Here is a 22,823-nt window from a genome sequence, read left to right on the forward strand (position 1 = left end):
AAATCTGACGGTTATTTAACCAATGAATCGCAATTAAAACGCCAATTAATGAATCCTACTATGCGAATACATATAGGTGATCACGGTTTCAATCGCGGTCTCAATCATGTTGCGTATCATCTCCTGCATCGCAGTCGAACACAGCCTGTCGCATCTCCTTTTCGCGACCGTGATCTGCGTTCTGGGCTCACTGCTGACGATGCGGCTTTTCACGCGGGTACGGCGCACCGAGGGCCTGCAGAAGTTCAACTGGCTGTTTCTCTCCGGCTTCGTCGGCGGATCGACGATCTGGACGACGCATTTCATCGCCATGCTCGGCTACCAGTCGCCGGCGATGAACGGCTATGAGCCCGAACTCACCCTGATCTCGCTGTTCATCGGCATCGCTGCCAGCATCATCGGTTTCACCGTTGCCGCCAGCACGCCGAAGACCATGCTGGTCGAAGCGGGCGGGGCGATCGTCGGCCTCGGTATTGCCTGTATGCATTATGTCGGGATCGCCGGATACAAGGTTGCAGGCCACATGGTCTGGAGCCAGCCCTATGTCCTGACCTCGCTGGTGCTGGCCGCGGCCTTCGGCGCTGTAGCCACCAATCGTGTTGCGCGTCCGGTCACCCGGTTCTGCAAGCACGGCTCCGGCCTGGCGCTGATCCTGGCGATCGTGCTGACGCATTTTACCGGCATGGCTGGCCTGACGATCGTTCCCGACAGCGCCATTCCGGTTGCGGGAGAGCTGATCTCCGTCAACATCATGACTGGCCTTGTCGTCGCAGTCATGGTGGTTATCCTCGCGCTTGGTGCCTCGACCTATGTCATCGACATTCAGTCCAGCCAGGCGGCCGTCGAGCGCTATCGCCATCTGTCGCTGCATGATCCGCTGACCAATCTGCCCAACCGCGCCGCCTTCAACGAGCATCTCGCGGCACTGACGAAACGGCCGAAGGACATGACCGCGAATATCGCCGTGCTCTCCTTCGATCTCGACCGCTTCAAGGAAATCAATGACGTTCACGGCCATGCGGCCGGCGACGCCGTGCTGCGGACGGTTGCCGAGCGGCTAATGCTGCTCAGCAACGACAGCCAGTTCATGGCCCGCGTCGGCGGCGACGAGTTCGTGGCCGTGATGCATAAGTATTTCATCCGCGCGGATGCCACCGCTCTGGCGCAACGGATCATCGACGAGATCGCCAAGCCGGTTTCCTGGGAAGAGCAGACGCTCTGCGTCGGTACCAGCGTCGGCATCTCGACCTTCCCGGGACAGGCAACCACGATCGACGATCTGCTGTCGCAGGCCGACATCGCCATGTACCGGGCGAAATCGACCGCTAGCAACAGCATCTGCTTCTACGATGCCTCGATGGACCAGATCTCCCGCGAGCGGAACGCGCTCGCAATCGAGATGCGTGAAGGACTGCGGCGCCGGGAGTTCGAACTGTTCTACCAACAGCAGAACGATACGGTGACGCGCGAGGTCGTTGGCTTCGAGGTGTTGCTGCGCTGGAAGCATCCGGTGCGTGGCTATATCGCGCCGATGGAATTCATTCCGATCGCCGAGCGCAACGGCTTCATTCTGGAACTCGGCGAATGGGTGATGCGAGCCGCCTGCGCGGAGGCTGCGACCTGGAAGAACCCGCTGCGCATCGCCGTCAACGTCGCGCCACAGCAGCTGAGCGATCCCCGCCTGCCGCAGATCGTCCACGAAATCCTGCTGCAGACCGGGCTTCCGGCTTCGCGCCTGGAAATCGAAATCACCGAATCCGGCATCATCGCCGACCACCAGCACGCGCTGCATGCGATCCGCCGGCTGAAGGCGCTGGGGATCAAAGTGGCCATGGACGACTATGGGACCGGCTACTCGTCGCTTTCGACACTGCAGAGCTTCCCCTTCGACAAGATCAAGATCGATCGCGCTTTCGTCGATGGCGTCGTCACCAACAAGCAGTCGGCGGCAATCGTCCGCTCGACGCTGATCCTGGCCGCAAGTCTCGACATCCCGGTTCTGGCCGAAGGCGTCGAGAATGAAGATCACATCGACTTCCTGCGCCGGGAAGGGTGCCTGCAGGTGCAGGGCTTCCTGTTCGGCAAGCCGGTGCCGCGTTCGGGCATCGAGGCGATCGTCGGCACCGACGCGCCCGCCAAGCCTCAACCTGAAGTGATGGCTGTGGATGAGATCAAGGCCGCGGCAGCCGCCTGAGAAGAAAATATCAACCCGCGGATGAGGCTGGCTTGACATCCGGCCTCTGGCAATCTCACATGCGCGCCTTCATGCCCCAAGGGAGAATTATCGAGATGCGTCACAGGCTTATCACGGCGACGAGCGCCATTGTTCTGGCTTTGGCTACGGGAGCGTCCGCCGCTGACATCAGTCAGGACGGTGCGAACGCCATCCGTGACAATCTCAATCACCTGCTGCCGAAGGACATCGCCAAGAGCCAGCCGGTCACCGTCAAGCCGGCGGGCTCGCGCTACGAGATCACCTATGATTTCGCCAAGCTCCTGGAGAAGGTCAAGAAGCAGGATTTCGAGATCAAGGGTCTCGTGCCGTTCAAGATGTTCGCGACACCGCAGGATAGCGGGCTGTGGAATCTCGAAGGCAACAACAACCTCAATGTGACCGGTCATTTTGGCGGACCGGACAAGGCGCGCACGGACTTCACCTACTCGATCGCTCAGATGGATTTCACCTCGGTCTTCGACCCGGCGATCAGCTATCTGCGCTCTGGTGATTTCAGCGCCAAGGACCTGAAGATCAGCTCCACGACCGATACGGAATCCGTCAATGCCAGCTTCGGGGACATGGTTTACAAGCTGAGCTCGGCAGACAGCGCCACGGCCGGGCGTCTGGATTTTGCCGCCAACGGTAAGTTCAGCGCCTTTGCCGAGCAGGTCAGCGGCAAGGAAATGCCGCCGATCCAGATCTCTGCCGACAGCCTGGATTTCGATGCCAAGGTCAATGGCATCGCCGCCAAGGACATCAAGGAGATGGTCCTTTTCGTGCTCGATCATGCCGATGAGAAGCAGCTGACCAAGGAGAGCGAGGCGAAGCTGAAGGGCATGCTCGGCAATGCTTTCCCGCTGCTGAGCTCGCTTGAGGAAACCATCAAGCTCAACAACCTCGCGGTCACCAGTGCGGTTGGCAGCGGCGGCGCCAAGTCCTTCGGCTATCACTTCACTGTCGATGGTCCGAGCAATGCGACGCGTATCGGCGTCGCGATGGATGCTGCCGACGTGACACTCGACAGCGCGCTCGTTCCTGCCGGTTACACCGCGTTCCTGCCGCAGGCGCTCGATATCCAGTTCGGCGTTCCCGGCATGGATTTCGCGGCCTTCGCGGACGAGTTCATGAAGATGGATTTCACCAAGTCCACCGACGACAGCGAGAAGGCCGGGCAGCAGGCTGCCGAGAAGCTTTTCCCAGGCGGTATCCTGAAGGTCGATTTTCCGAAGGTCAGCGCCAAGTCCAGCGTCTATGACGTCGAGGTTTCCGGCGAGCTGGAAGGCCGCGTCGATACACCGAAGGACTACAAGCTGAACGCTTCGATCGTGGCGCGCGACTACGACAAGACGATCGCGGCCATCCAGGAACTCGCAAAGACCAACCCGGACCTGACCCAGGCATCCTTCGGCCTGATGATGATCAAGGGCTTTGCCAAGGCTGATCCTGATGGCGCGCAGCGCTGGGATGTGGCTGTTGCCAGCGACGGCTCGGTCAGCGTCAATGGCCAGCAGATCAAGGGTCCGGATGCACCGGCGACTGAAGAAGCTGTTCCCTCCGACGAGGCGGATCCTTCGGATGAGGCCGCTCCTTCAGACGAGGCTACTCCGGATGAGACCGCTCCGTCTGACGACGCGGCGCCCTCGGATGATGCTACGCCGTCCGAAGAGACCAAGCCCTGATTTAAAAAGGCCCGCTTCGAAGCGGGCCTTTTTCGTTCGGCTGGATAGTGGAGAGGCGCGGCCTACTGGCGGCACTCTCCACCGCTGATGATGCGGAAGCCCGCATTTCCGGCTTCGCAGGCATTTGGGAAGGTTTGTGTCTGGCGGCCGCGTTCGCCGCAGACCGGGCGGTATTCGCGGGTGCAGATGCCATGAGGGCGGCCCGGGCGGTCGGGTCTATCCGGTCTTTCGGGCCGGTCGGGCCTGCCTGGACCATCCGGCCACTCCGGGCGGCCGGGACGGTCTGGTTCCGGACGCGGGAAGGGTGGCGGTCCGCCGCGGCATTCACCACGTCCAACGATCATGAAGCCGCTGCTGCGCGCCTGGCAGGCATTGCTGAATGTTTGCGTGCGCCCGCCGCGCTCGCCGCAGACCGGGGCATATTCCATCGTGCACATCTGCGGCTGCGGCGGCCGGGGACGCGGCGGTGGCCGCGAGTAGCCGGGATCGACATCGACGGTGCAGGCCGATAGCAGCGGAACAAGCGCTATCAGCGCCAGCCGCCTGCCGTTTTTCAGATGGTTTCGGATGTTCGTCACAATTGCTCCCCCGTGCAAACAAATCACAGGGGAAGCCTAGTCGAAACAGTCAGCGCGATGAAGCAGCAAATGCAACTTCGCTGCTCCGAACAGGGCAGGGATGGAACCGTCAGTCGAAGAGACTGGAGACGGATTCTTCCTGGCTGGTGCGGTTGATGGCTTCGCCGATCAGGTTGGCGGTCGTGATGACGCGGATATTGTGGGCCGACTGCACAGCCGTGGTCGGCTGGATGGTATCGGTGATCACAAGTTCGCGCAGCTTCGACGAGGTGATGCGGGTGACCGCGCCGCCCGAGAGAACGCCGTGGGTGATATAGGCCGTGACACTGGCAGCGCCCTGCGCGAGCAGGGCATCGGCGGCGTTGCAGAGCGTGCCGCCGGAATCGACGATGTCGTCGATCAGGATGCAGTCCTTGCCTTCGACTTCGCCGATGATGTTCATAACTTCGGATTCACCCGGGCGGTCGCGGCGCTTGTCCACGATCGCCAGCAGACAGTCGAGGCGTTTGGCAAGCGCGCGGGCGCGCACCACGCCGCCGACGTCAGGCGAAACAACGGTGATGTTGCTGGTGTCGTAGTGAGCCTTGATATCGCGCGTCAGGACCGGCACGGCATAAAGGTTGTCGGTCGGGATATCGAAGAAGCCCTGGATCTGGCCGGCATGCAGGTCGAGCGTCAGAACGCGATCGGCACCGGCTTCGGTGATCAGGTTGGCGACCAGCTTGGCCGAGATCGGCGTGCGCCCCGAGGCACGGCGATCCTGGCGGGCATAGCCGAAATAGGGAAGAACTGCCGTGATGCGGCGGGCCGACGAGCGGCGCATCGCATCGATCATGATCAGCAATTCCATCAGATGGTCGTTGGTCGGGAACGATGTCGACTGAACGAGGAACACGTCCTCGCCGCGCACATTTTCCTGAACTTCGACGAAGATTTCCTGGTCGGCAAATCTTCTGACGCTGGCCTTGCCCAAGGACACATTGAGATAGGTGCAGATCGCTTCGGCGAGATGCCGGTTCGAATTGCCTGCGAAAACCTTCATTTTGGCCCGCCTATTGTCTGCTGATAGCCGCGCTTTTTAGCCAGCTTGCTTCTGAATGCAAGCGCAAAGGCGACACAGGGCTTGATATTTATCAAAACCCTGTTGCTAACCGCCCTGAGATTGGCGCCAGACGTTGAATTCGGCGATGGTTTTGGTGCCGATCTGCTGCATGACCGAGGCGGGGACGCCGGCCCAAGGGTCCTGAGCGGCGGAGGGGACCTTCTCTTCGCCTTGAATGCGGTGCAGGCGGCCGCCGCTGCTGTCGAGAACATCCCAGACATAGGTGACGGTGACATTGCCTTCATCGGTGAAGGCCGAGAGATAGCCCTTCAGGATGTAGTCGCTGCTGTTATCGGTGGAACTCTTGATCGCTAGGCCGTGCGAGCGGGCTTCCGAGCCGAGCTGGCGCGAGAGGGGCGTGACGGCCTGAACGGGCGCGCCGATGATCGGCAGGAAGCGCACGGTGTTGCCCCGGGTCGAGCCCGACTCCACCGGATCGATGGCGGCCACCTGTTGCGTCTCCTGACGCTGCCGGCGCGGCGGCGGCGCCTGGTCGCCCATGTCCTGCTCTTCGGCTTCGGCGTTGGAAAGCGGCTCGCTCTCGATGGCCTCGGGCGCGCGATAGCTTTGTGGCGCCTGTGCAGAAAGGGCGTCAGCCTGCGCCTGCATGGATGTCGGTGGCGCGCCGGGGCCGGGGCGGTAGGCTTGATTATAGGCGGGGTGATAGCCTTCCGGTGGCTCCGCGGCGAAGGCCTGGCGGGATTGCGACCCGGCCATGCGCTCGACTTCGCGCTGGCTCACCGGCGAGGAGCGCGGCGCCACGGAGGAATCGCCGATATCGACGAGCGGCGTCATCGCATCGGTCGTATTGCAGGCGGCAAGCAGGCTGGCGAGGCATGCAAGAAGTGCTGGCGCAGTCAGCGATCGCGTCATCCTTCCAGCTTTCCTTCCGTCATTCGCATCAGCCCCGCCCAGTTTATGCGGGCGGGGATGGTCTTGTGTCAATTCCGGATTCTTGCCGGTGAAGTCTCTCAGGCGCCGAGGAAATCCAGTCCGTGGCGCGAAAGCGCCCGTGGTGCACCCGATGTCGTCAGATAGGTCTGGCCGAGCGTCATCGCGGTTCCGCTGTCGGAATCGGCGATGATCATGTGCACGAAGAGCGACATGTTGGGCTCGATCGGCTGCGGATTGCCGACATGGAACATCTGGTGCTCCATCCAGGACGGCGAGAAGCGGGCGCCGAGCGAATAGCCGCAGGCGTTCAGGCGGTGGCGGGCAAGGCCGCGCTCGTCCATGATCTTCGCATGCATGTCGAACACGTCGCCGAAGGTGTGGCCGGGCGTCAGCACCGTTTCGATCGCCTGCAGGTTTTCGAGGCAGGCGCTGAACAGCTCGCGGTGACGGTGCGTCGGTTCGCCGACGACGATCGTGCGCATCATCGCCACGTGGTAGTGCGCGTAGGTGCCTGCCCATTCGATGGTCAGCTGGTCATTGGCATCGAGCTTGCGGCGGCCGGCCTTGTAGCGGCAGAGCAGGGCGTCGGCGCCGGAGCCGATGATATATTCGTTGGCCGGATAGTCGCCGCCGCCGCTGAAGACGGCACCCTGCATGGCCGCGAGAATGTCGGCTTCGTCGGCGCCGGCCTTGGTGAGCCGGATTGCCTGATCCAAGGCATCGTCGGCGAGGGCTGCGGCGCGCTCGACATAGGCGACTTCTGCCGGGCTCTTGATCAGGCGCAGGCGGCTGACGAGATAGGAGGCATCGATGATCTGGCCGAAGCTCGAAAGCTGGGCATCGAGCAGGCGGGCGACGCGGCCGGTCATCCCATGGGTGTCGTATTCGATGCCGATGCGGGCGCCGAGCAGATCCATTTCGACAAGCAGGTTCTTGAGATCGACGGTCGGATCGGCGTTGACGCGATCGACCCAGACATGGACGTCTTCCAGGATCGAGGTGTGCTTGGCTTGGCGAAGGTCTGCCGAGCGGGTGATCAGCGCCATCGTGCCATCCGCCTTGACCACCAGCGTCTGGAAGAAGCAGTAGCCGAAGGTGTCATAGCCGGTCAGCCAGTACATGCTTTCCTGGGCGAAGATCAGCAGGGCGTCCAGCTTTTCCTCGCGCATCTGCTCGGTGACGCGGGCAAGGCGGCTGGCGAATTCGCTCCGTTCGAAGTGCAGTGCCATTGTCTCAAATCTCCCTGATGCTGATCGCTGAAATCTGGCGGCCGTAATCCGGCTCGTTGTTATGGGTGGTGCGGCGGTACGAGAAGAAGCGCTCGCTGTCCGGATAGGTGCAGAGGCCGACGCTTTCGGCGCGCACACCGGCCTTCTTCAACCGGCCGACCGTCAAGGCAGGCAGGTCGAACATCGAATGACCGGGCTTTGCCGACGGAATGAAATATTGCGCGTAAGCAGGATCCTGCGTGACGAAGCGATCGACGAATTCCGGACCGACTTCATAGCTCGCCTGGCTGATCGAGGGTCCGAGGCAGGCGACGATCGCCTCGCGCCGGGCGCCGAGTTTCTCCATGGCAATGATCGTGTTTTCGAGCACGCCGGTCAGCGCACCCTTCCAGCCTGCATGGGCTGCGCCGATAACGCGGTTTTCGGGATCGGCAAACAGGATGGGGCCGCAATCGGCAGCCAGCACGCCGAGGACGATGCCGGGCGTGGCCGTCACCAGCGCGTCGGCCTGCGGGCGATCGCCATCGTAATTTCCATCGACGGTCACGGCGTCGGGCGAATGGACCTGATGGACGGTCGCCAGCTTCTCCAGCGGCTGGCCGAACCAGGCGGCGACGCGGCGGCGGTTCTCGTTGACATGGTCGCGGTTGTCGTTCGATCCGAGGCCGACATTGAGGCCGCGGTAGAGACCTTCGGAGACGCCGCCCTGCCGGGTGAAGTAGCCATGAATGATCGCGTCGTTCGCAGCCTGTTTCAGCAGCGCGCTTTCGATCGGTGCGGGTGAAGCCGCGTTTTGCATCAGCGATTCCGGGATGTTTAGAACGGGGTCATTGTTCACCGGATCGTCCGGTGAAGCATTGTCGATTGCGCCGGATGTTGGCGCAGGGCGGCGCGCTCTGTCAATCCACCGGGCGGAAAGGCATGAGATCGACGGCCGGATAGGAGACTGCCATCGCCTTGAAAAGTTCGCCCATGCGGCCTTCACCCGAACCTGCCAGTCGGTCGACGGCGCTCTGGATGATCTGCTGGGTCCGCGGCTCGCGGTCGCGCCCAAGAGCGCTGGCACGATCGAGAATGCCGAGGCCGACGAGGAGGTCGCCCTGATGCAGCGCACCGTTCAGATGCAATCCCGCCGCAACGGCGGTTCTGGCCAGATGTTCGAAATCCACATGGCTGGTGAGATCCGCTTCGCCGGGATTGGCGAGCGGCGCGTCGAATTCGTGCATGCGCACAGCCTGCAGCGTATCGCCGAATCCGCTGACGAGGTGGCCGTAGTCGATGGCGAGCGCTGTGCCGCCGAAGGCCTTGAGGCGCTCGCAGATGGCGATCATCACCGACTGGCGGGCCGGCGAGAACTCGAACAGCGTGCCTGCAGGCATGGTCTGCGCGCCATCCGGCAGCAGCGCCGGATCGATGCCCGCAACACCGGCGGAAAATGTCAGCTCACCCTCTGCGTCGAGGCCGACCATGCGTTCACGGAAACCGGTCGGTGTCTTGACGAACTGGCGGATCGGGATGGCGTCGAAGAGTTCGTTGGCAGCAATCAGCGTGAATCCATCAGGGACTTCGTCGAAATCATTGTGCCAGGTGATCTTGCCATCATGAGCCTCGAGCGTCTGGCTCTGGACGTCGCGCAGCCGCTCGCTGGTCTCGACCAGATGCACGCTCATGTTTTCGAAGAGCGGCGGGGCGAGGCGGGCGATGACGCGCAGCATGTCCGACATCATGGTGCCGCGGCCGGGGCCGATCTCGACGAGGCGGACACCTGCCGGCGTGCCATGCTGCTGCCAGGCGTGAACGATGAAGACGCCGATCATCTCGCCGAAGAGCTGGCTGACTTCGGGGGCGGTGACAAAATCGCCGGAACGGCCGAAGGGTTCGCGGACACGGTAATAGCCGTGTTCGGGGTCAGCGAGGCACAGCGAGAAGTAATCGGTCACGCTGATCGGGCCGTTCGCCTGGATGATCGCCTTGATCTTTTCACCGAGTGCGGTGGTCATGGTGGTCACGTCCGGTCTGCGTTCAGTTCTGCAGCGCGACCTGGCGGCGGGCGCGCATGATCGCCCAGAGGCCAAGCAGGATCATCGGTAAGGACAGCACCATCCCCATGGTCAGCCAGCCGGTGCCGAGCAGGTAGCCAAGCTGCGCATCCGGCTCGCGGAAGAATTCCACCAAGATACGCGACAGTGCATAGCCGCAGACGAAGACGCCGGAAATGAGGCCCGGCGATTTCAGGGCGCGGAAGCCGTAGATCAGAAGCGCCAGAACGGAGAGAAGCACGATGCCCTCAAGGCCCGCTTCATAGAGCTGGCTCGGATGGCGGGCAAAGGGACCACCGCTCGGGAAGACGACGGCCCAGGGCACATCGGCGAGACGGCCCCAGAGCTCGCCGTTGATGAAATTGGCGATGCGGCCGAAGAACAGGCCGATCGGAACGACACCGGCGACGATATCGAACAGGCTCCAGATCGGAATGCTGTTCTTGCGGGCAAACAGGATCATGGCGATCGTCGTGCCGATGATACCGCCATGGAAGGACATGCCGCCGTTCCAGATCTGGATGGCGCGGATCGGGCTCTCGATTACCGCCGGCATATCGTAGAAGAGGATGTAGCCGATGCGGCCGCCGAGAACGATGCCGAGGGCGGCCCAGACAACGAAATCGTCGAGCTGCGCCTTGGTGATCGGCGAAGCATTGCCCGGCCACAGGCTGTCATTGCCGGCGATGCGCCGCGCGTAGGACCAGCCGAGCATGATGCCGACGACATAGGCCAGGCCATACCAGTGGATGGCGAGCGGGCCGATCGAGAAGGCGATCGGATCTATATCCGGAAACGGCATGATTGCCATAAGATTGGCTGCAGTCGGCAAAGCTTTCCCACCCGTTGATGTGCGCGGAACATGGCGTTGCGATACGAGGCGGTCAAGTCGATTGTGAGGCAGGGCAGGGCGAGGCGGGCTCTTATCCAGAGCAAAGCGCTTGCATCCTTAACGGCGAAGCCCTACCTCCATTTTCAGAGGCCACGGGCCTGAAGAAACTTGTCGCGCGAAGGAGAAGACTGCCATGACGACTGGAACAAACCGCATCATGGACGAATTCGCAAAGTTGATGACCGACGCAGCCGGCGCCGCCCAGGGCGTGCGCAAGGAGGTCGAGACGGCCTTCAGCGCTCAGGCCGAGCGCTGGCTGAACAGCATGGACGTCGTCAAGCGCGAGGAATTCGAAGCCGTGCGCGAGATGGCCATCAAGGCGCGCGACGAAAACGATGCGCTGCTGGCACGAGTCGCAGCGCTTGAGGCGCAACTCGCCGCAAAGAAGAAATAATTCCCGTTTTGCTACAAGATGTGGTGTGGCGCTTTTGCGACACGCCGCATCTCAGACAGAAAATCGGGTGGGTTTATCCACCTGTGGACACTGCCAAAAAAGCCAATGGGCAGAGTCGCTTATCTCCCCCTCCTGAATCTGATTTCGAGAAGCTGTCCACAGTACCTTTCGGGAAATAGCCCGGTCGGGGGCTGGCTTGTCGCCGGTCTGATTATACACTGATTTTAAATGATGATTCGAACCGGACGGCGGTAAGCTCCAGGCAGGTTTCCTGCGTTAAGTCTGGGTTGCGGTTCAAGGGTCATCGAAATGGTGTTCCGGTATTTGCGTGTGCTTTGCTTGTGTTTTGTAGACCCAAGTCAGTCGCATTCATTCCCGGTCAAGAAGGTGCTGCATGAGCCTGATGGAAATTGAATTCGAGCGTCAGTCGAACCCGGTCGATATGATCGAGTACGTCGCCGCCAATAATGACTGGGCATTTGAACGGTCAGGCGAGGACGAGATCGCGATGACGGTCGAGGGGAAGTGGGCCGATTACCACATCTCCTTTTCCTGGATGGAGGAGTTCGAAGCCCTGCATCTCGGCTGCGCCTTCGACATCAAGGTGCCGGAAAATCGGGTCAACGAGGTCACCAAGCTGCTGGCGGCGATCAACGGCCAGGTGCTGATGGGCCATTTCGACCTGTGGCGCCAGGAAGACGTAGTGATCTTCCGTCAGTCGCTGCTGCTGGCAGGTGGCGCCGAGCCCACCAACCGTCAGGTCGAAGTGCTGCTTTCCAGCGCGCTCGATACCTGCGAAGTCTATTATCAGGCATTCCAGTTCGTCATCTGGTCCGGCCTCGATGCCGCCAAGGCGATGGAAGCCGTTCTGTTCGAAACTGTCGGCGAAGCGTAATTCCTCATGTCCACCCTGTCTTCTGATCCCATCGTTCTCATTGGCGCCGGCAATATGGGGGGCGCGATGCTCTCCGGCTGGCTGAAGAACGGCGTACCCGGTTCCTCCGTGGTCGTCGTCGATCCCGGTCCGTCGCCGGCGATGATGAAGACGATCTCCGATGCCGGTGCCACGCATGTGACGGCGGCTCCGGATGGTCTGAAGGCCGGCGTCCTGTTCATCGCGGTCAAGCCGCAGGTGATGCAAGCGGTTCTGCCGCCAGTGAAGAAGACGGTCGGGCCGAACACGGTCGTGGTTTCGGTCGCGGCTGGCAAGACGCTCGGCTTCCTCGAAAAGCATCTCGGCGAAGCGGCCATGGTTCGCGCCATGCCGAATACGCCCGCCATGGTCGGCCGCGGCGTGACCGGCGCCTTCGCCAATTCAAAGGTCAGCGCCGAACAGCGCGACCGCGTTCATTCTCTTCTTCGCGTATCCGGTCCAGTTGAGTGGGTTCCGGCCGAGTCCGACATCGATTCCGTTACGGCCTTGTCGGGCAGCGGCCCTGCTTACGTGTTTTATCTCGTCGAGTGCATGGCTGAGGCAGGCCGTAAACTTGGCCTGCAGGCGGACCTGGCCATGCGTCTTGCACGGGAAACGGTCGCGGGGGCTGGTGAACTTCTCCACCAGTCCCCCGACGACGCTTCCAAGCTTCGCCAGAATGTTACGTCTCCAGGCGGCACCACTGCCGCGGCTCTTGCCGTGCTGATGGCGGAGAAGGGGATGCAGCCGCTGTTCGACGAAGCTCTCGAGGCAGCGCGCACGCGTGCGCAGGAACTGGCAGGCTGAGGCAGATCATGGCTGACGAGATAACCTATGCCGATTTCGAACGCGTCGATATCCGCGTCGGCACCGTCATTGAAGCCTCGCCATTTCCGGAGGCGCGCAAGCCGGCGATCAAGCTGCTGATCGATTTCGGCCCCGAGATCGGCGTCAAGAAATCCTCGGCGCAGATCACCGTCCACTACGATCTCGACAACCTCGTCGGCCGCCAGGTCCTCGGCGTCGTCAACTTCCCGCCACGCCAGATCGGCCCGTTCCGCTCGGAAGTGCTGACGCTTGGCTTTGAAGACGAAGCAGGCGCGATCGTGCTCGCGGCAACGGACAAGCCGGTGCCAAACGGCAAGAAGCTGATGTAGCGCCGGGTTTCGGGCGATTTGACACGGCATACTCTGTCTATACAATGCTTGCTCTATGAAGCTGGCGTGGAGCGTCGAGAAGAACAATCAGCTCAAAGCGCATCCTGATCGTGGTATCTGCTTCGAAGATATCGTGGCAGCCATCGACCAGGGTGGGCTACTTGATGACGTGGCTCACCCAAAAGCTGATCGTTATCCTGGGCAACGTGTCCTCGTCGTTTTCTGCAACGGTTATGTCTATGGCGTTCCATACGTTCAGCAGGCTGATGGCACGCTGTTTCTCAAGACGGCATTTCCAAGCCGTCTTCTCAAGAAGCGGTACACGGGTGGTGATGACGATGGCAAAAAAACCTAAGGTCGGAGCCTTTCTCGACGACGAGGAAGAAGAGTTCATCGAACTCTTTGAGGCATCGGATACCGCGCTGGTCAGCGGCCTGACCGATGAGCGGCGTAAGGAAATCGAGACGATGGCGCGGGCGACGATGAACGACGAGCGGGAGAAAATCTCGCTTCGTGTTTCGCGGGCGGATCTCGTGCGGCTAAAATCCCGCGCGATGCAGGAAGGCATTCCGTATCAGACGCTGATCAATTCGCTGATCCATAAATATGTGAGCAGTTAAGCGGCTCAATGGATATCGCGCGAGACCGGGTCGGTCAGCGCGAAGGAATGGAACGTCGCCTCGAAGCCGGCGCGTTGCGGTGAGCAGAACGCGGGACCGACCTGCAAGTCCTCTATCGATGGGTCGAACCAGGCGAGGCGCGCCATGCGCCATTCGGTCATCACATCCGTGCGGTACTGAATGAACAGCGCGTCGCCGTTGCGGGTGACGCGGACGGACATGACGTCGAAGACGTGGTCGATGCGGAAGGCGGACCAGTCGGAATGAGTGTTGGTGACGACGGTGCTGAAATGCATCGCGCCGTCGGTATATTCGATCCCGCATTTCATCCAGCGCTTCTCGTCGGCGCGGATCATCAGCCCCGCCTGGTCATAAAGCGCCTCGTAGCGGCCGGAGAAGCTCACCTCGGCGGTGAAATCGCCCTTACGCTGCTGATGCAGGAAATGCCCGTCGTCGCGGTGGAACCCGTAATAGGTGCCTTGCCAGAAATCTGTCTTCTCGCCGGAACGCACCTGCAGCGCGCCGTCGCGGACATCTGCTGAAACAGGCGGGTTGAGCCAGGTCATCTGGTTGAAAGCGGTCATTGCGGGGCACTCACGCGGGAACGCGGATGATGGCGCGCAGGCCACCCAACGGGCTGTCGCCGAGCGTCACGTTGCCGCCGTGGCTGCGGGCGATGTCGCGGGCGATGGCGAGGCCGAGGCCGGTGCCCGAATCGTCGAGGTTGCGGGCTTCGTCGAGGCGGAAGAACGGCTTGAAGACGTCTTCGCGGTTCTTCTCGGGTATGCCGGGGCCGTCGTCGTCGAACGTCAGTGTCAGCCACTTGGCGCTGTGCTTGGCCTCGATATTCAAGGAGCTGGCGTAGCGGCGTGCATTCGAGGCGAGGTTCATGACCAACCGGGTGAAGGCGTTCGGGCGGACGGAAATCTCGTCGTCGCCTTCGATGGAATAGGTGAGGGCCTTTTCGTGGAGCGAGAAGTCGGCCTCGATCCGTTCCATGATCTCGCTGAGCTTCAGCTCGCCGACATCTTCCTCCACCTCGGTGCGGGCGAAAGCCATATAGGCCTCGAGCATCGACTGCATGTCGTTGACGTCGTCGGCCATGCCCTGCAGGTCGGGATTGTTGCCAGCGAGCGCCAGCTGCAGCTTGAAGCGGGTGAGGATGGTGCGCAGGTCGTGGCTGACGCCCGTCAGCATGGCGGTGCGCTGCTCCATCTGCCGCTCTATGCGCTCGCGCATCAGGATGAAGGCAAGGCCGGCGCGGCGGACCTCGTCCGCGCCGCGCGGATAGAAGTTCTCGGCCTTCTGGCCCTTGCCGAAGCTTTCCGCGGCGGCGGCCAACGCCTGGATCGGCCGAATCTGGCCGCGCAGGAAGAGGATGGAGACGCCGATCAGCACCAGGGAGGCGCCGACCATCCAGACGATGAAGATGTGAGTGTTCGAGGCGTATGTCTGATTGCGCTTGGTCAGAACCCGCAGGATTTTGCCGTCCAGCTTGATGCGGATTTCGACGAGATTGGAATCGCCGAGCGTATCGAGCCAGAAGGGCCGCTTGATCTGGTCGGTGAGCTCATCGGACAGGATGCCGTCAAGGATCGAGAAGAACGGTTTTTCGCGCGGCGGGGGCAGGTCGCCATCAGGCTCGACCGAAATCTGCAGCTTCATCTGCTCGCGGGCGATCCGCGTGATCGCGGTATAGTCGGCGTCCTGCGGATAGGTGTCGATGATCTGGATGATCGCGGCAATATCCTGGGTGACGGCCATCGAAAGGCGCTGCGTCACCATCTGCCAGTGGCGTTCCATGAACACCGCGGCGACCACCGACTGCAACAGCAGCATCGGCATGATGATGATCAGCAACGAGCGGACGTAGATGCCCGTGGGGAGGCGGCGGCGCAGAAAGCGCGCGAACCACTTCCAGCCGGTGGCGGGCAAGCGCTCTTCGCGCCGCAGGCTTTCGAAAGTCACCATCTCAGTTGCGATCCTGACGTCCGGAGCTTCAATCGATACTCAGCCTGTATCCTATACCACGAACCGTCTGCAGCCAGACAGGGTTCGCCGGATCGTCCTCGATCTTGCGGCGCAGACGGTTGATCTGGACGTCGATGGTACGTTCTCCAACCTCGACATCGTCGCCGATCAGTTCGTGGCGCGGAATGGTGTCGCCGGCGCGCTTGGCGAAGAGCAGCATGATTTCCTGCTCGCGATCGGTCAGGCGGATGACTTCCGCCGCCTTCTTCAGCTCCTTGCGAGTCAGCGAGAAGGTGTAGGGCCCGAACATGATCTGCTCGATCTTCGGCGCATCGGAGGCGTTGCGGCGAAGGATGTTGTTGACGCGCAGCACCAGCTCGCGCGGATCGAAAGGCTTCGACAGATAATCGTCGGCGCCGGCCTCAAGCCCGGCGATGCGATTGTCCGACTCTGCCAGCGCTGTCAGCATGATGATCGGAACGTTCTTGATCGCCCGCAATCCGCGAGTGACGTCGATGCCCGACTCTCCCGGCATCATCACGTCCATGATGATCAGGTCGAAGTCGAGGCCGGCAAGCTTGCGCTGCGCCTCGGCGCCATCTGCCGCCACGGTTACCCTGAAGCCGTTCTCGGTCAGGTAACGGTTCAACAGCGCCCGGATGCGTGTGTCGTCGTCGACGACAAGCAAATGCGCTGCATCATCTGAAATGATTGTCTTTCCCGTCATTCAGTCCGCTTTCGATGTTTGCCTGTCCCGCATGCCCCTCAGAAATGCCTTCACGCTCTCGCGCGTCTCAAGAGAAGCATTGTCGAATGCCCTCTCAATGCGGCGCGATTGCGGCTCCGCCAGAGCAAGCGCCAGTTCGCGCCCGGTCTTTGTCGGATAGAGTTTGCGCTGGCGCCGGTCTTCCGGGCCTGCGACTTGCCTGATGTATCCAGAATCGATCAGCTGTTTGAGCACTCGAGCGAGGCTCTGCTTGGTAATCTTCAATGTATCCAGAAGATCGGCAACGGTCATGCCGGGTTCACGGTTAACAAAGTGTACCACCCGGTGATGCGCCCGGCCGAAGCCGCTGGTTTCGAGGATCGCGTCCGGATCGGAGACGAAATCGCGGTAGGCGAAGAAGAACAGCTCGATAATCTCGAAGTCGATGATGCCGGTATTTTCCATCGGCGTGGCCAACGGTTCAGGCTTGCCTGTTTTCTGGCCTGTCTGTCTTGCCGGCACGTCATTTCCTTTCTCATCCAATGCGTTCCGGGAAATGCGCACAGACAACGGCTCAGCATTATCCGATGCAAATCTATGCTGCCGACAGTTCCCCCGGACTTTGCAGAGTATCGGCCTCGACCCGCCTCTTTCGAAGCCGGCCGATCTCCGCTTCCCAATACAAGGCATATTTTCCCGGCGGCGTCAGTCGATAAAACGCAAATGGGACAACAATCAACAAGGGATGGCATGCGCCGCCGGAGGATAGACTGCAGCTGCACTCTCCTGTTCACACCTGCGGCAACCTTTACGGAGTAACTTGTCCACAGAAATGCAAAAAGGCGGCCAGGCGGCCGCCTTTTCTGTTTCATTGCGGAACGTCTGGCCGGTCTTACTGGTAGACGTAGACGATGCGGCGCGTGCCGGGATCAACCAGGACGGGCCGGTCGTTGATCCGCGTATAGCGGTACTGATAGTCCGGAATCTCCTGAAAGGTCACGTCACCGGGCACTTCGGCACCGACGACCACCTGACCGCCAAGCTCGACAGTCTGACCGGGATTGGTGTCGATATAGGTGCGGACCATCTCCGGCGGCGTGACTTCCTCAACCGATCCGACCGGACCAATCAGTTCGTCACCGGGCTGCGGATCGACAGGCTGCGGATCTGTGGCAACCACGCTCGATGTGCTTTCGTAGGTAACGACGGGCACGCCAAGCGTTGTCTGGTTCTGCTGTACGACGACAGGCGTGCCTTCGCGCTCGACCTGCAGATAATCGGCATAGACCCAGCCGCGAACACCGTTCACATCGACGCGGCACCAGCGGCTACCCTCGATACAGCCATCGAGATAGGCGGAAGAACCGCGGGTTGCGATGCCGACAGATGGGTATTGAGGGCCGGGGCCGGCGCGGACGTTGAGATCGTTGATGGCCGTGGCGGCCATTTCCGCATTGGCAAAGCGAGCGCTTGCGGCAAGCACGGCGCCTGCCAGGAAAAGGTTTCTCGTCATGGTCATTTCCATTTCTCCTTTTTGCTGGGCTGGAAACGCACTGTTCACTTTCCGGTTCCAAAACCGGCCAGTCTATTAATTCCACCTTCGGGTGATGTTTCCGTAAGTTATTGATGTTATGTAATTATCTCGGAATTTTTAGCCTGCTTTTGCGCTGTAAATTGTTGTTACGACCTGTCGCGGCCGCGTGAGGCTTGGGCAAAAGCTGCTTTCAACAGGCGGCTTTCCGGCTATAGCTAGGGCCTGAAACAAGAGAGGCACACATGGGCATGCTCCAGGCCGGCATCATTCCGGTGACACCCTTCCAGCAGAACTGTACGGTTCTTTTCGACCCCGATACCAAGGAGGGTGTGATCGTCGATCCGGGCGGCGACGTTCCGGCGATCCTGGAGGTGATCAAGGAGAACGGCTTCAAGATCAAGGAAATCTGGCTAACGCATGGCCATCTCGACCATGCCGGCGGAGCGAAGGATCTGAAGGCGGCGCTCGGTATCGATATCGTTGGTCCGCACAAGGATGACCTGCCGCTGCTGCAGCGGATCGAAACGCAGCAGCAGAAATACGGCATAACGGGGCTGAAGAATGTCGAGCCCGATCGCTGGCTCGAAGATGGCGGCAAGGTGTCCTTCGGCAGCCACGAATTCGAGGTCTATCACACGCCGGGCCATGCGCCCGGGCATGTCATCTATTTCAACCGTGCGCAAAACTTCGCCCATCTCGGCGACGTGCTGTTCAACGGCTCGATTGGCCGCACCGATCTTCCGGGCGGCGATCACGAGCAACTGCTTCAGTCCATTCGCGAGAAGGTGCTGCCACTGGGTGATGACGTCGGCTTCATCTGCGGTCACGGGCCAGGGAGCCGGATCGGCGACGAGCGGCGCAGCAATCCATTTCTGCAGGGCATCTGACAAAACAAAAGCGCCGCTCGATGAGCGGCGCTTCGTTATTCGCTACAGCTTGCGAACTCAGCCGGCGGTGCAGAAATGCTCGCGGCCATCGTTGCCGATGAACGTGCCGGTGCCCGGGTCGAAGCTGCGGTAACGGTACGAGCAATAACGCTGCCACTGCGGCGTCCAGGGCTCAAGGCCAGCGCGGACCGGCTGGTAATAGCGCGGCGGCGGCGCACGATAGACCGGCGCGTCATATTCCGGCTCGTAGACCGGTTCGGCATAGCGCGGCTCGTCGTAATAATAGCGCGGCTGGTTTGAGTTGGCGATTGCCGAGCCAACAATCAGGCCGGTTGCGAGGCCCACAGCACCGCCGACGAGGGCGTCGTTGTTGTGGTGACGGCGCCAGCTGTCGGCGGAGGCTTCGCTGACAGCGGAAAGGCTGAGAGCGGCGGCTGCAGCCGTCAGAATAAGTGTCTTTGCGATCTTGTTCATGACCTTGTCCTACTTTCCAAGACAGCGAGAAGTGCTGTCTATAAACTCTTCAAAGCGGCAGCGGGTTCCTGCGCCGTTAGGATGAGACGATAGTGGCGGTTATCTGAACGGATGCTGAATAACAAAACCCGGCATCTCTGCCGGGCTTCCACTCGAATAGATCGCGTTGTTTCGGGATTTAGCCGGAAATCTGAAGATTGACGGCCTTCGGTCCCTTGCCGCGGCGGTCCGGCTCCGTGTCGAAGCTTACCTTCTGATTTTCCGTCAGGCCGGCCAAGCCGGAAGCCTGAACGGCAGAGATGTGAACGAAGATGTCCGCGCCACCCCTGTCCGGCTTGATAAAGCCGAAGCCCTTGTCAGTATTGAAGAATTTCACAGTCCCAGTCTCGGCCATGCGTCAGGTCCTTTTCTCTCTGCCCGCCATCCACACGGGCAGCATCAATTAAGCCCCTTCCGGAGCGTTGGCAGGCAGTTCTTGAATTTCGAGAAAAAGGTCCCCTCTACCTCGGCCTGTCTCGTGGTGGGATTATTCCCCATCTTATTGAGACTGGCTGACCGGAATATTAGCGTTTCCGGCGCGCACTTTCTTAAGGACTTCCCATGCTCGCAAAATGCCCGAAGGCCCCGAGATTGCTGCGATTATTGAGAATTGGCAAGCAAAAGTTTTTTAACGTGTTGTCCGGGGCGCAGTCCCGCCGGGTATCCTATTTGCGCCAAAACGCAAAAAATCGCTCCCCGCGCGCGCATGATTAACGTTTTGTATCGTCTGCAATATATTTTGTGAGGAGATTTTCCCAAAAACACAACGCTAGCGGGTTATCGGAGCATTCGAAAAAAAATTTCGAATCGGGCAGGGTGCGCGTAGTGGATGCGGTTTCAGGCAGGCTGGGTGCGGCGGCGGGTCAATTCCGGGACGATCTCGACCACAAGCATAGCGGTAAACATCAGCGCGCATCCGATATAGCCGACAGGCGGAATGGTTTCGCCGAGGATGAGGGCGGCCAGCGACGAACCGAACAAAGCTTCCGAAGACAGGAAGATCGCCGCCTGCGACGGCGTCGTGTAGCGCTGGCCGATGACCTGCAGCACGAAGGCGACGCCCGACGAGAAGATACCAACATAGAGGATCTCGGGTGCTGCGCCGCGGATGGCGTCGAGGCTGATCGGCTCGATGATGGCAGCGACGATGAGGGCGCAGACCGCGGTGACGGCGAACTGCGATGCCGAGAGCGCCAGCGGCCGCCCGGTCTCCTTGACGGTGATGCCGGCAAGGGTGATCTGGATGGCCCAGAAGCCGGCGCAGATCACCGTCAATCCGTCTCCGACCGTGAGTGCCGAAAGATGGCCGCCCGATAGAAGAAAGATGCCGGCGATCGCCATGGCCGCTGCCGGCCAGATGATCCAGTGCGGCGGGCGGCGCAGGAAGAGAACCGCGATGACCGGGACGAAGACGACGTAGAGGCCGGTGATGAAGCTCGAATTGGTGACCGATGTGGTCTGCAAGCCGATCTGCTGGGTCGAGGCGCCGCCGAAGAGCGCCAGTCCGATTGCAAGATAGATGCCGAGCTGCCGCTTGCTGGTTTTTACTTTCGCCTTGCGGCTTTCCAGAAAGACGAAGGGCAGGACGGCGGCGGTGGCAACTGCGAAACGCAGGCCGATGAACCAGAACGGGCCGATGGCTTCCATCGCCGTCGATTGCGCGACAAACCCGCCGCCCCAGATGGCGGCCGCAAGCAACAGCAACAGGTTCGCTTGGACGCGAGTCATGGCATTCCTCGATGCGGGGAGGGTGATGAAATCGTGGTTAGCAGTTGCCTTTTGTTTCAGCAAGCCGGAATAAACGGAGAGGATGGTCTCAAGGGTGATCGGATGACGCAGCATAACGGCAGGACGTTTTGCCATCAGCCGGCACGGCTAAGCCGATGAGCGCCGGCTATTCGGGAACGCCGCTCGAAAAGAAGCTGGGGCTGAAGGCAGGGCAGGCAGCGCTGCTGATCGGCGTGCCCCAAAGCGTCCCAGCGCTTAACGGTTTCACGGATTTCAGCCGGGTCGAAGTAGTGGCGCCTGAAGAGGAGGCACGCTTCGACTACATCCATATCTTCGAGACCCGGCGTGCAGCGCTGGAAGCATTGGCGCCGCGGTTGCGGCAGCTGGTGCAGCCTGACGGCATGATCTGGATATCCTGGCCGAAGAAGGCATCGAAGCTGCCGACCGATATTGCTGAAGATGTGCTGCGTGAGGTGCTGCTGCCGACCGGTCTCGTCGATGTGAAAGTCTGTGCGATCGACGAGATATGGTCGGGCCTGAAATTCGTCGTCCGCAGAGAGCTCAGGGGCAGTTAGCCATCCTGGTTTGTGGCGCGTGAGACGCGCAGCAAGGCGCCGTCGCTCTCGTCCGTCACCATCAGCAATGCTCCACCGGGTGCGACGGTGATATCGCGGATGCGGCCGTATTGGCCTTCGAACATGCGCTCCTCGCCAACGAACTTGCCGCTGCCATCGCGCTGCATGCGCGACAGCAGCTGGAATTTCAGCGCGGCGACCAGCATGTCGCCATTCCATTCCGGGAACATCTTGCCGCGATAGACGGCGATGGCGCCGGGGGCAATGGATGGATCCCAATAGTGGAGGGGCTGTTCCAGTCCGGCCTTCTCCGTTCCTTCACCGATCTTGGCGCCCGAATAATCGACGCCATAAGTGATGACGGGCCAACCGTAATTCTTGGCCGGCGCGATGAGATTAATCTCGTCGCCGCCGCGGGCGCCGTGCTCGACGGTGTAGAGCTTGCCGTCGGCGGCATCGAAGGTGATGCCCTGCGGGTTACGGTGACCCTTCGACCAGATTTCGGGCCGTGCCTTGGCGCCGTCGCGGAACGGATTATCCGCAGGAATGGTGCCATCGGCGTTCACATGGACGATCGAGCCGGCGTCATCCTTGAAGTCCTGCGAACGGTCGCGGCTGCCGCGGTCGCCGACGCTGATGAACAGACTGCCATCACCAGCGATGGCGATGCGCGAGCCATACTGGATGTTGCCGCCGGTGAATTTCGCCATGGTGAAGATCGGCTTCACGTCCTCGAGCCTGCTTTCGTCGGCCGAGAGCTTTGCGGAAAAGGCTTCGGTGCCGGATCCCCCGGCATTGGCAGTCGCGGCAGTGAAATAGAAAATGCGGCTTTGGGCGAAATCGGGGGAGAGCGCCACATCCATCAGGCCGCCCTGGCCGCGGGCGCTGACCTCGGGCACGCCGGCAAGCGGTTCGGAGACCTTGCCATCGCGAATGATCCGGATATTGCCGGGACGTTCGGTCACGAGATAAGCGCCATCGGGCATGACCTCGACAGCCCAGGGATGATCAAGCCCGGTTGCCAGCGTATCGACGCTGACCGCGACGTCCTTGGTCTGCACCCTGTCGGCTGCATATGCAGCGCCAGCCATTGCAAATGCGGCACCTGCCGTCAAAGCGATGCGCAATCCCTTGAGCATGTTCATGATCTCCCCGTTTTACCATCCAGCCGGTTAGGTGGCGCGCGGGGGCGAT

General features: G+C 61.0%; 25 protein-coding genes. 9 read left to right on the forward strand and 16 right to left on the reverse strand.

Features of this window, described 5'->3' with window-relative positions; genetic code table 11:
* Positions 1 to 106: 106 nt before the first annotated feature.
* Positions 107 to 2,194 carry a bifunctional diguanylate cyclase/phosphodiesterase gene (locus AC1DJO_RS00815; RefSeq protein WP_477968468.1) on the forward strand — a complete coding sequence of 696 codons (2,088 nt, stop codon included), beginning with the start codon at positions 107 to 109 and terminating at the stop codon, positions 2,192 to 2,194.
* A gap of 95 nt (positions 2,195 to 2,289) precedes the next feature.
* Positions 2,290 to 3,897, forward strand: a complete 1,608-nt coding sequence (locus tag AC1DJO_RS00820) for a hypothetical protein (RefSeq protein ID WP_477968470.1) — start codon at positions 2,290 to 2,292, stop codon at positions 3,895 to 3,897.
* 62 nt (positions 3,898 to 3,959) lie between these two features.
* On the opposite strand, the gene AC1DJO_RS00825 is transcribed toward AC1DJO_RS00820, so the two are convergent.
* From AC1DJO_RS00825 to lgt, 7 genes are all read right to left on the reverse strand, one after another.
* The gene (locus tag AC1DJO_RS00825) at positions 3,960 to 4,466 is read right to left on the reverse strand and encodes a Kazal-type serine protease inhibitor family protein (protein ID WP_477969195.1); all 507 of its coding nucleotides are present in this window, start codon (positions 4,464 to 4,466) and stop codon (positions 3,960 to 3,962) included.
* A gap of 118 nt (positions 4,467 to 4,584) precedes the next feature.
* Positions 4,585 to 5,517 carry a ribose-phosphate pyrophosphokinase gene (locus tag AC1DJO_RS00830; RefSeq protein WP_112386272.1) on the reverse strand — a complete coding sequence of 311 codons (933 nt, stop codon included), beginning with the start codon at positions 5,515 to 5,517 and terminating at the stop codon, positions 4,585 to 4,587.
* A gap of 105 nt (positions 5,518 to 5,622) precedes the next feature.
* Positions 5,623 to 6,450, reverse strand: a complete 828-nt coding sequence (locus tag AC1DJO_RS00835; protein WP_477968472.1) for a hypothetical protein — start codon at positions 6,448 to 6,450, stop codon at positions 5,623 to 5,625.
* 98 nt (positions 6,451 to 6,548) lie between these two features.
* Positions 6,549 to 7,700, reverse strand: coding sequence for a M24 family metallopeptidase (locus AC1DJO_RS00840; protein WP_477968474.1), 1,152 nt, complete (start codon positions 7,698 to 7,700; stop codon positions 6,549 to 6,551).
* Between the two features lie 4 nt (positions 7,701 to 7,704).
* Positions 7,705 to 8,499 (reverse strand): peptidoglycan editing factor PgeF, encoded by a 795-nt coding sequence (gene pgeF / locus AC1DJO_RS00845; protein WP_477969197.1) that lies wholly within the window; start codon positions 8,497 to 8,499, stop codon positions 7,705 to 7,707.
* 100 nt (positions 8,500 to 8,599) lie between these two features.
* Positions 8,600 to 9,700: a class I SAM-dependent methyltransferase gene (locus AC1DJO_RS00850; protein WP_477969199.1), complete on the reverse strand. Its 1,101-nt coding sequence runs from the start codon at positions 9,698 to 9,700 to the stop codon at positions 8,600 to 8,602.
* Between the two features lie 22 nt (positions 9,701 to 9,722).
* Entirely contained in the window at positions 9,723 to 10,571 is an 849-nt protein-coding gene (gene lgt / locus AC1DJO_RS00855; protein WP_477968476.1) for a prolipoprotein diacylglyceryl transferase, read from the reverse strand.
* A gap of 193 nt (positions 10,572 to 10,764) precedes the next feature.
* On the opposite strand from lgt, the gene AC1DJO_RS00860 reads away from it, so the two are divergent.
* From AC1DJO_RS00860 to AC1DJO_RS00880, 5 genes are all read left to right on the forward strand, one after another.
* On the forward strand, positions 10,765 to 11,025 hold the full coding sequence (locus AC1DJO_RS00860; protein ID WP_112386278.1) for an accessory factor UbiK family protein: 261 nt from the start codon (positions 10,765 to 10,767) through the stop codon (positions 11,023 to 11,025).
* Between the two features lie 394 nt (positions 11,026 to 11,419).
* Positions 11,420 to 11,920 carry a type III secretion system chaperone family protein gene (locus tag AC1DJO_RS00865; protein ID WP_112515757.1) on the forward strand — a complete coding sequence of 167 codons (501 nt, stop codon included), beginning with the start codon at positions 11,420 to 11,422 and terminating at the stop codon, positions 11,918 to 11,920.
* A gap of 6 nt (positions 11,921 to 11,926) precedes the next feature.
* Positions 11,927 to 12,745: a pyrroline-5-carboxylate reductase gene (gene proC, locus AC1DJO_RS00870; protein ID WP_477968478.1), complete on the forward strand. Its 819-nt coding sequence runs from the start codon at positions 11,927 to 11,929 to the stop codon at positions 12,743 to 12,745.
* Between the two features lie 8 nt (positions 12,746 to 12,753).
* Complete coding sequence (locus AC1DJO_RS00875; protein WP_112537855.1) at positions 12,754 to 13,095, forward strand: tRNA-binding protein; 342 nt, start codon at positions 12,754 to 12,756, stop codon at positions 13,093 to 13,095.
* 164 nt (positions 13,096 to 13,259) lie between these two features.
* Positions 13,260 to 13,715, forward strand: coding sequence for a hypothetical protein (locus AC1DJO_RS00880; RefSeq protein ID WP_477968480.1), 456 nt, complete (start codon positions 13,260 to 13,262; stop codon positions 13,713 to 13,715).
* Between the two features lie 5 nt (positions 13,716 to 13,720).
* Here AC1DJO_RS00880 and AC1DJO_RS00885 read toward each other — a convergent pair whose 3' ends face one another.
* From AC1DJO_RS00885 to AC1DJO_RS00905, 5 genes are all read right to left on the reverse strand, one after another.
* The gene (locus tag AC1DJO_RS00885; protein ID WP_477968481.1) at positions 13,721 to 14,299 is read right to left on the reverse strand and encodes a DUF1349 domain-containing protein; all 579 of its coding nucleotides are present in this window, start codon (positions 14,297 to 14,299) and stop codon (positions 13,721 to 13,723) included.
* A 10-nt stretch (positions 14,300 to 14,309) separates the two neighbouring features.
* Positions 14,310 to 15,686 carry an ATP-binding protein gene (locus tag AC1DJO_RS00890; protein WP_112386283.1) on the reverse strand — a complete coding sequence of 459 codons (1,377 nt, stop codon included), beginning with the start codon at positions 15,684 to 15,686 and terminating at the stop codon, positions 14,310 to 14,312.
* A 28-nt stretch (positions 15,687 to 15,714) separates the two neighbouring features.
* Complete coding sequence (locus AC1DJO_RS00895; protein ID WP_112386284.1) at positions 15,715 to 16,413, reverse strand: response regulator; 699 nt, start codon at positions 16,411 to 16,413, stop codon at positions 15,715 to 15,717.
* Complete coding sequence (locus tag AC1DJO_RS00900; RefSeq protein WP_112386341.1) at positions 16,414 to 16,857, reverse strand: MarR family winged helix-turn-helix transcriptional regulator; 444 nt, start codon at positions 16,855 to 16,857, stop codon at positions 16,414 to 16,416.
* A gap of 427 nt (positions 16,858 to 17,284) precedes the next feature.
* A complete protein-coding gene (locus AC1DJO_RS00905) occupies positions 17,285 to 17,911 on the reverse strand; it encodes a DUF1236 domain-containing protein (protein ID WP_477968483.1) in 627 nt (208 codons plus the stop codon).
* Between the two features lie 257 nt (positions 17,912 to 18,168).
* Here AC1DJO_RS00905 and AC1DJO_RS00910 point away from each other — a divergent pair, with 257 nt between their 5' ends.
* Complete coding sequence (locus AC1DJO_RS00910) at positions 18,169 to 18,813, forward strand: MBL fold metallo-hydrolase (RefSeq protein WP_112515761.1); 645 nt, start codon at positions 18,169 to 18,171, stop codon at positions 18,811 to 18,813.
* A gap of 57 nt (positions 18,814 to 18,870) precedes the next feature.
* Here AC1DJO_RS00910 and AC1DJO_RS00915 read toward each other — a convergent pair whose 3' ends face one another.
* The 3 genes from AC1DJO_RS00915 to AC1DJO_RS00925 form a co-directional block, all read right to left on the reverse strand.
* Positions 18,871 to 19,287 carry a BA14K family protein gene (locus tag AC1DJO_RS00915; protein ID WP_112386286.1) on the reverse strand — a complete coding sequence of 139 codons (417 nt, stop codon included), beginning with the start codon at positions 19,285 to 19,287 and terminating at the stop codon, positions 18,871 to 18,873.
* Positions 19,288 to 19,465: 178 nt separating this feature from the next.
* Positions 19,466 to 19,681: a cold-shock protein gene (locus tag AC1DJO_RS00920; RefSeq protein WP_003581120.1), complete on the reverse strand. Its 216-nt coding sequence runs from the start codon at positions 19,679 to 19,681 to the stop codon at positions 19,466 to 19,468.
* 482 nt (positions 19,682 to 20,163) lie between these two features.
* Positions 20,164 to 21,054 (reverse strand): DMT family transporter, encoded by an 891-nt coding sequence (locus AC1DJO_RS00925; protein WP_112386343.1) that lies wholly within the window; start codon positions 21,052 to 21,054, stop codon positions 20,164 to 20,166.
* 155 nt (positions 21,055 to 21,209) lie between these two features.
* On the opposite strand from AC1DJO_RS00925, the gene AC1DJO_RS00930 reads away from it, so the two are divergent.
* Entirely contained in the window at positions 21,210 to 21,629 is a 420-nt protein-coding gene (locus AC1DJO_RS00930; protein ID WP_112537850.1) for a DUF3052 domain-containing protein, read from the forward strand.
* On the opposite strand, the gene AC1DJO_RS00935 is transcribed toward AC1DJO_RS00930, so the two are convergent.
* Positions 21,626 to 22,768, reverse strand: coding sequence for a PQQ-dependent sugar dehydrogenase (locus AC1DJO_RS00935; protein WP_477969201.1), 1,143 nt, complete (start codon positions 22,766 to 22,768; stop codon positions 21,626 to 21,628). The two genes, AC1DJO_RS00930 and AC1DJO_RS00935, sit on opposite strands and share 4 nt — an antisense overlap.
* Positions 22,769 to 22,823: the final 55 nt, after the last annotated feature.

This window comes from Rhizobium sp. 05N430 (genome assembly GCF_056396985.1).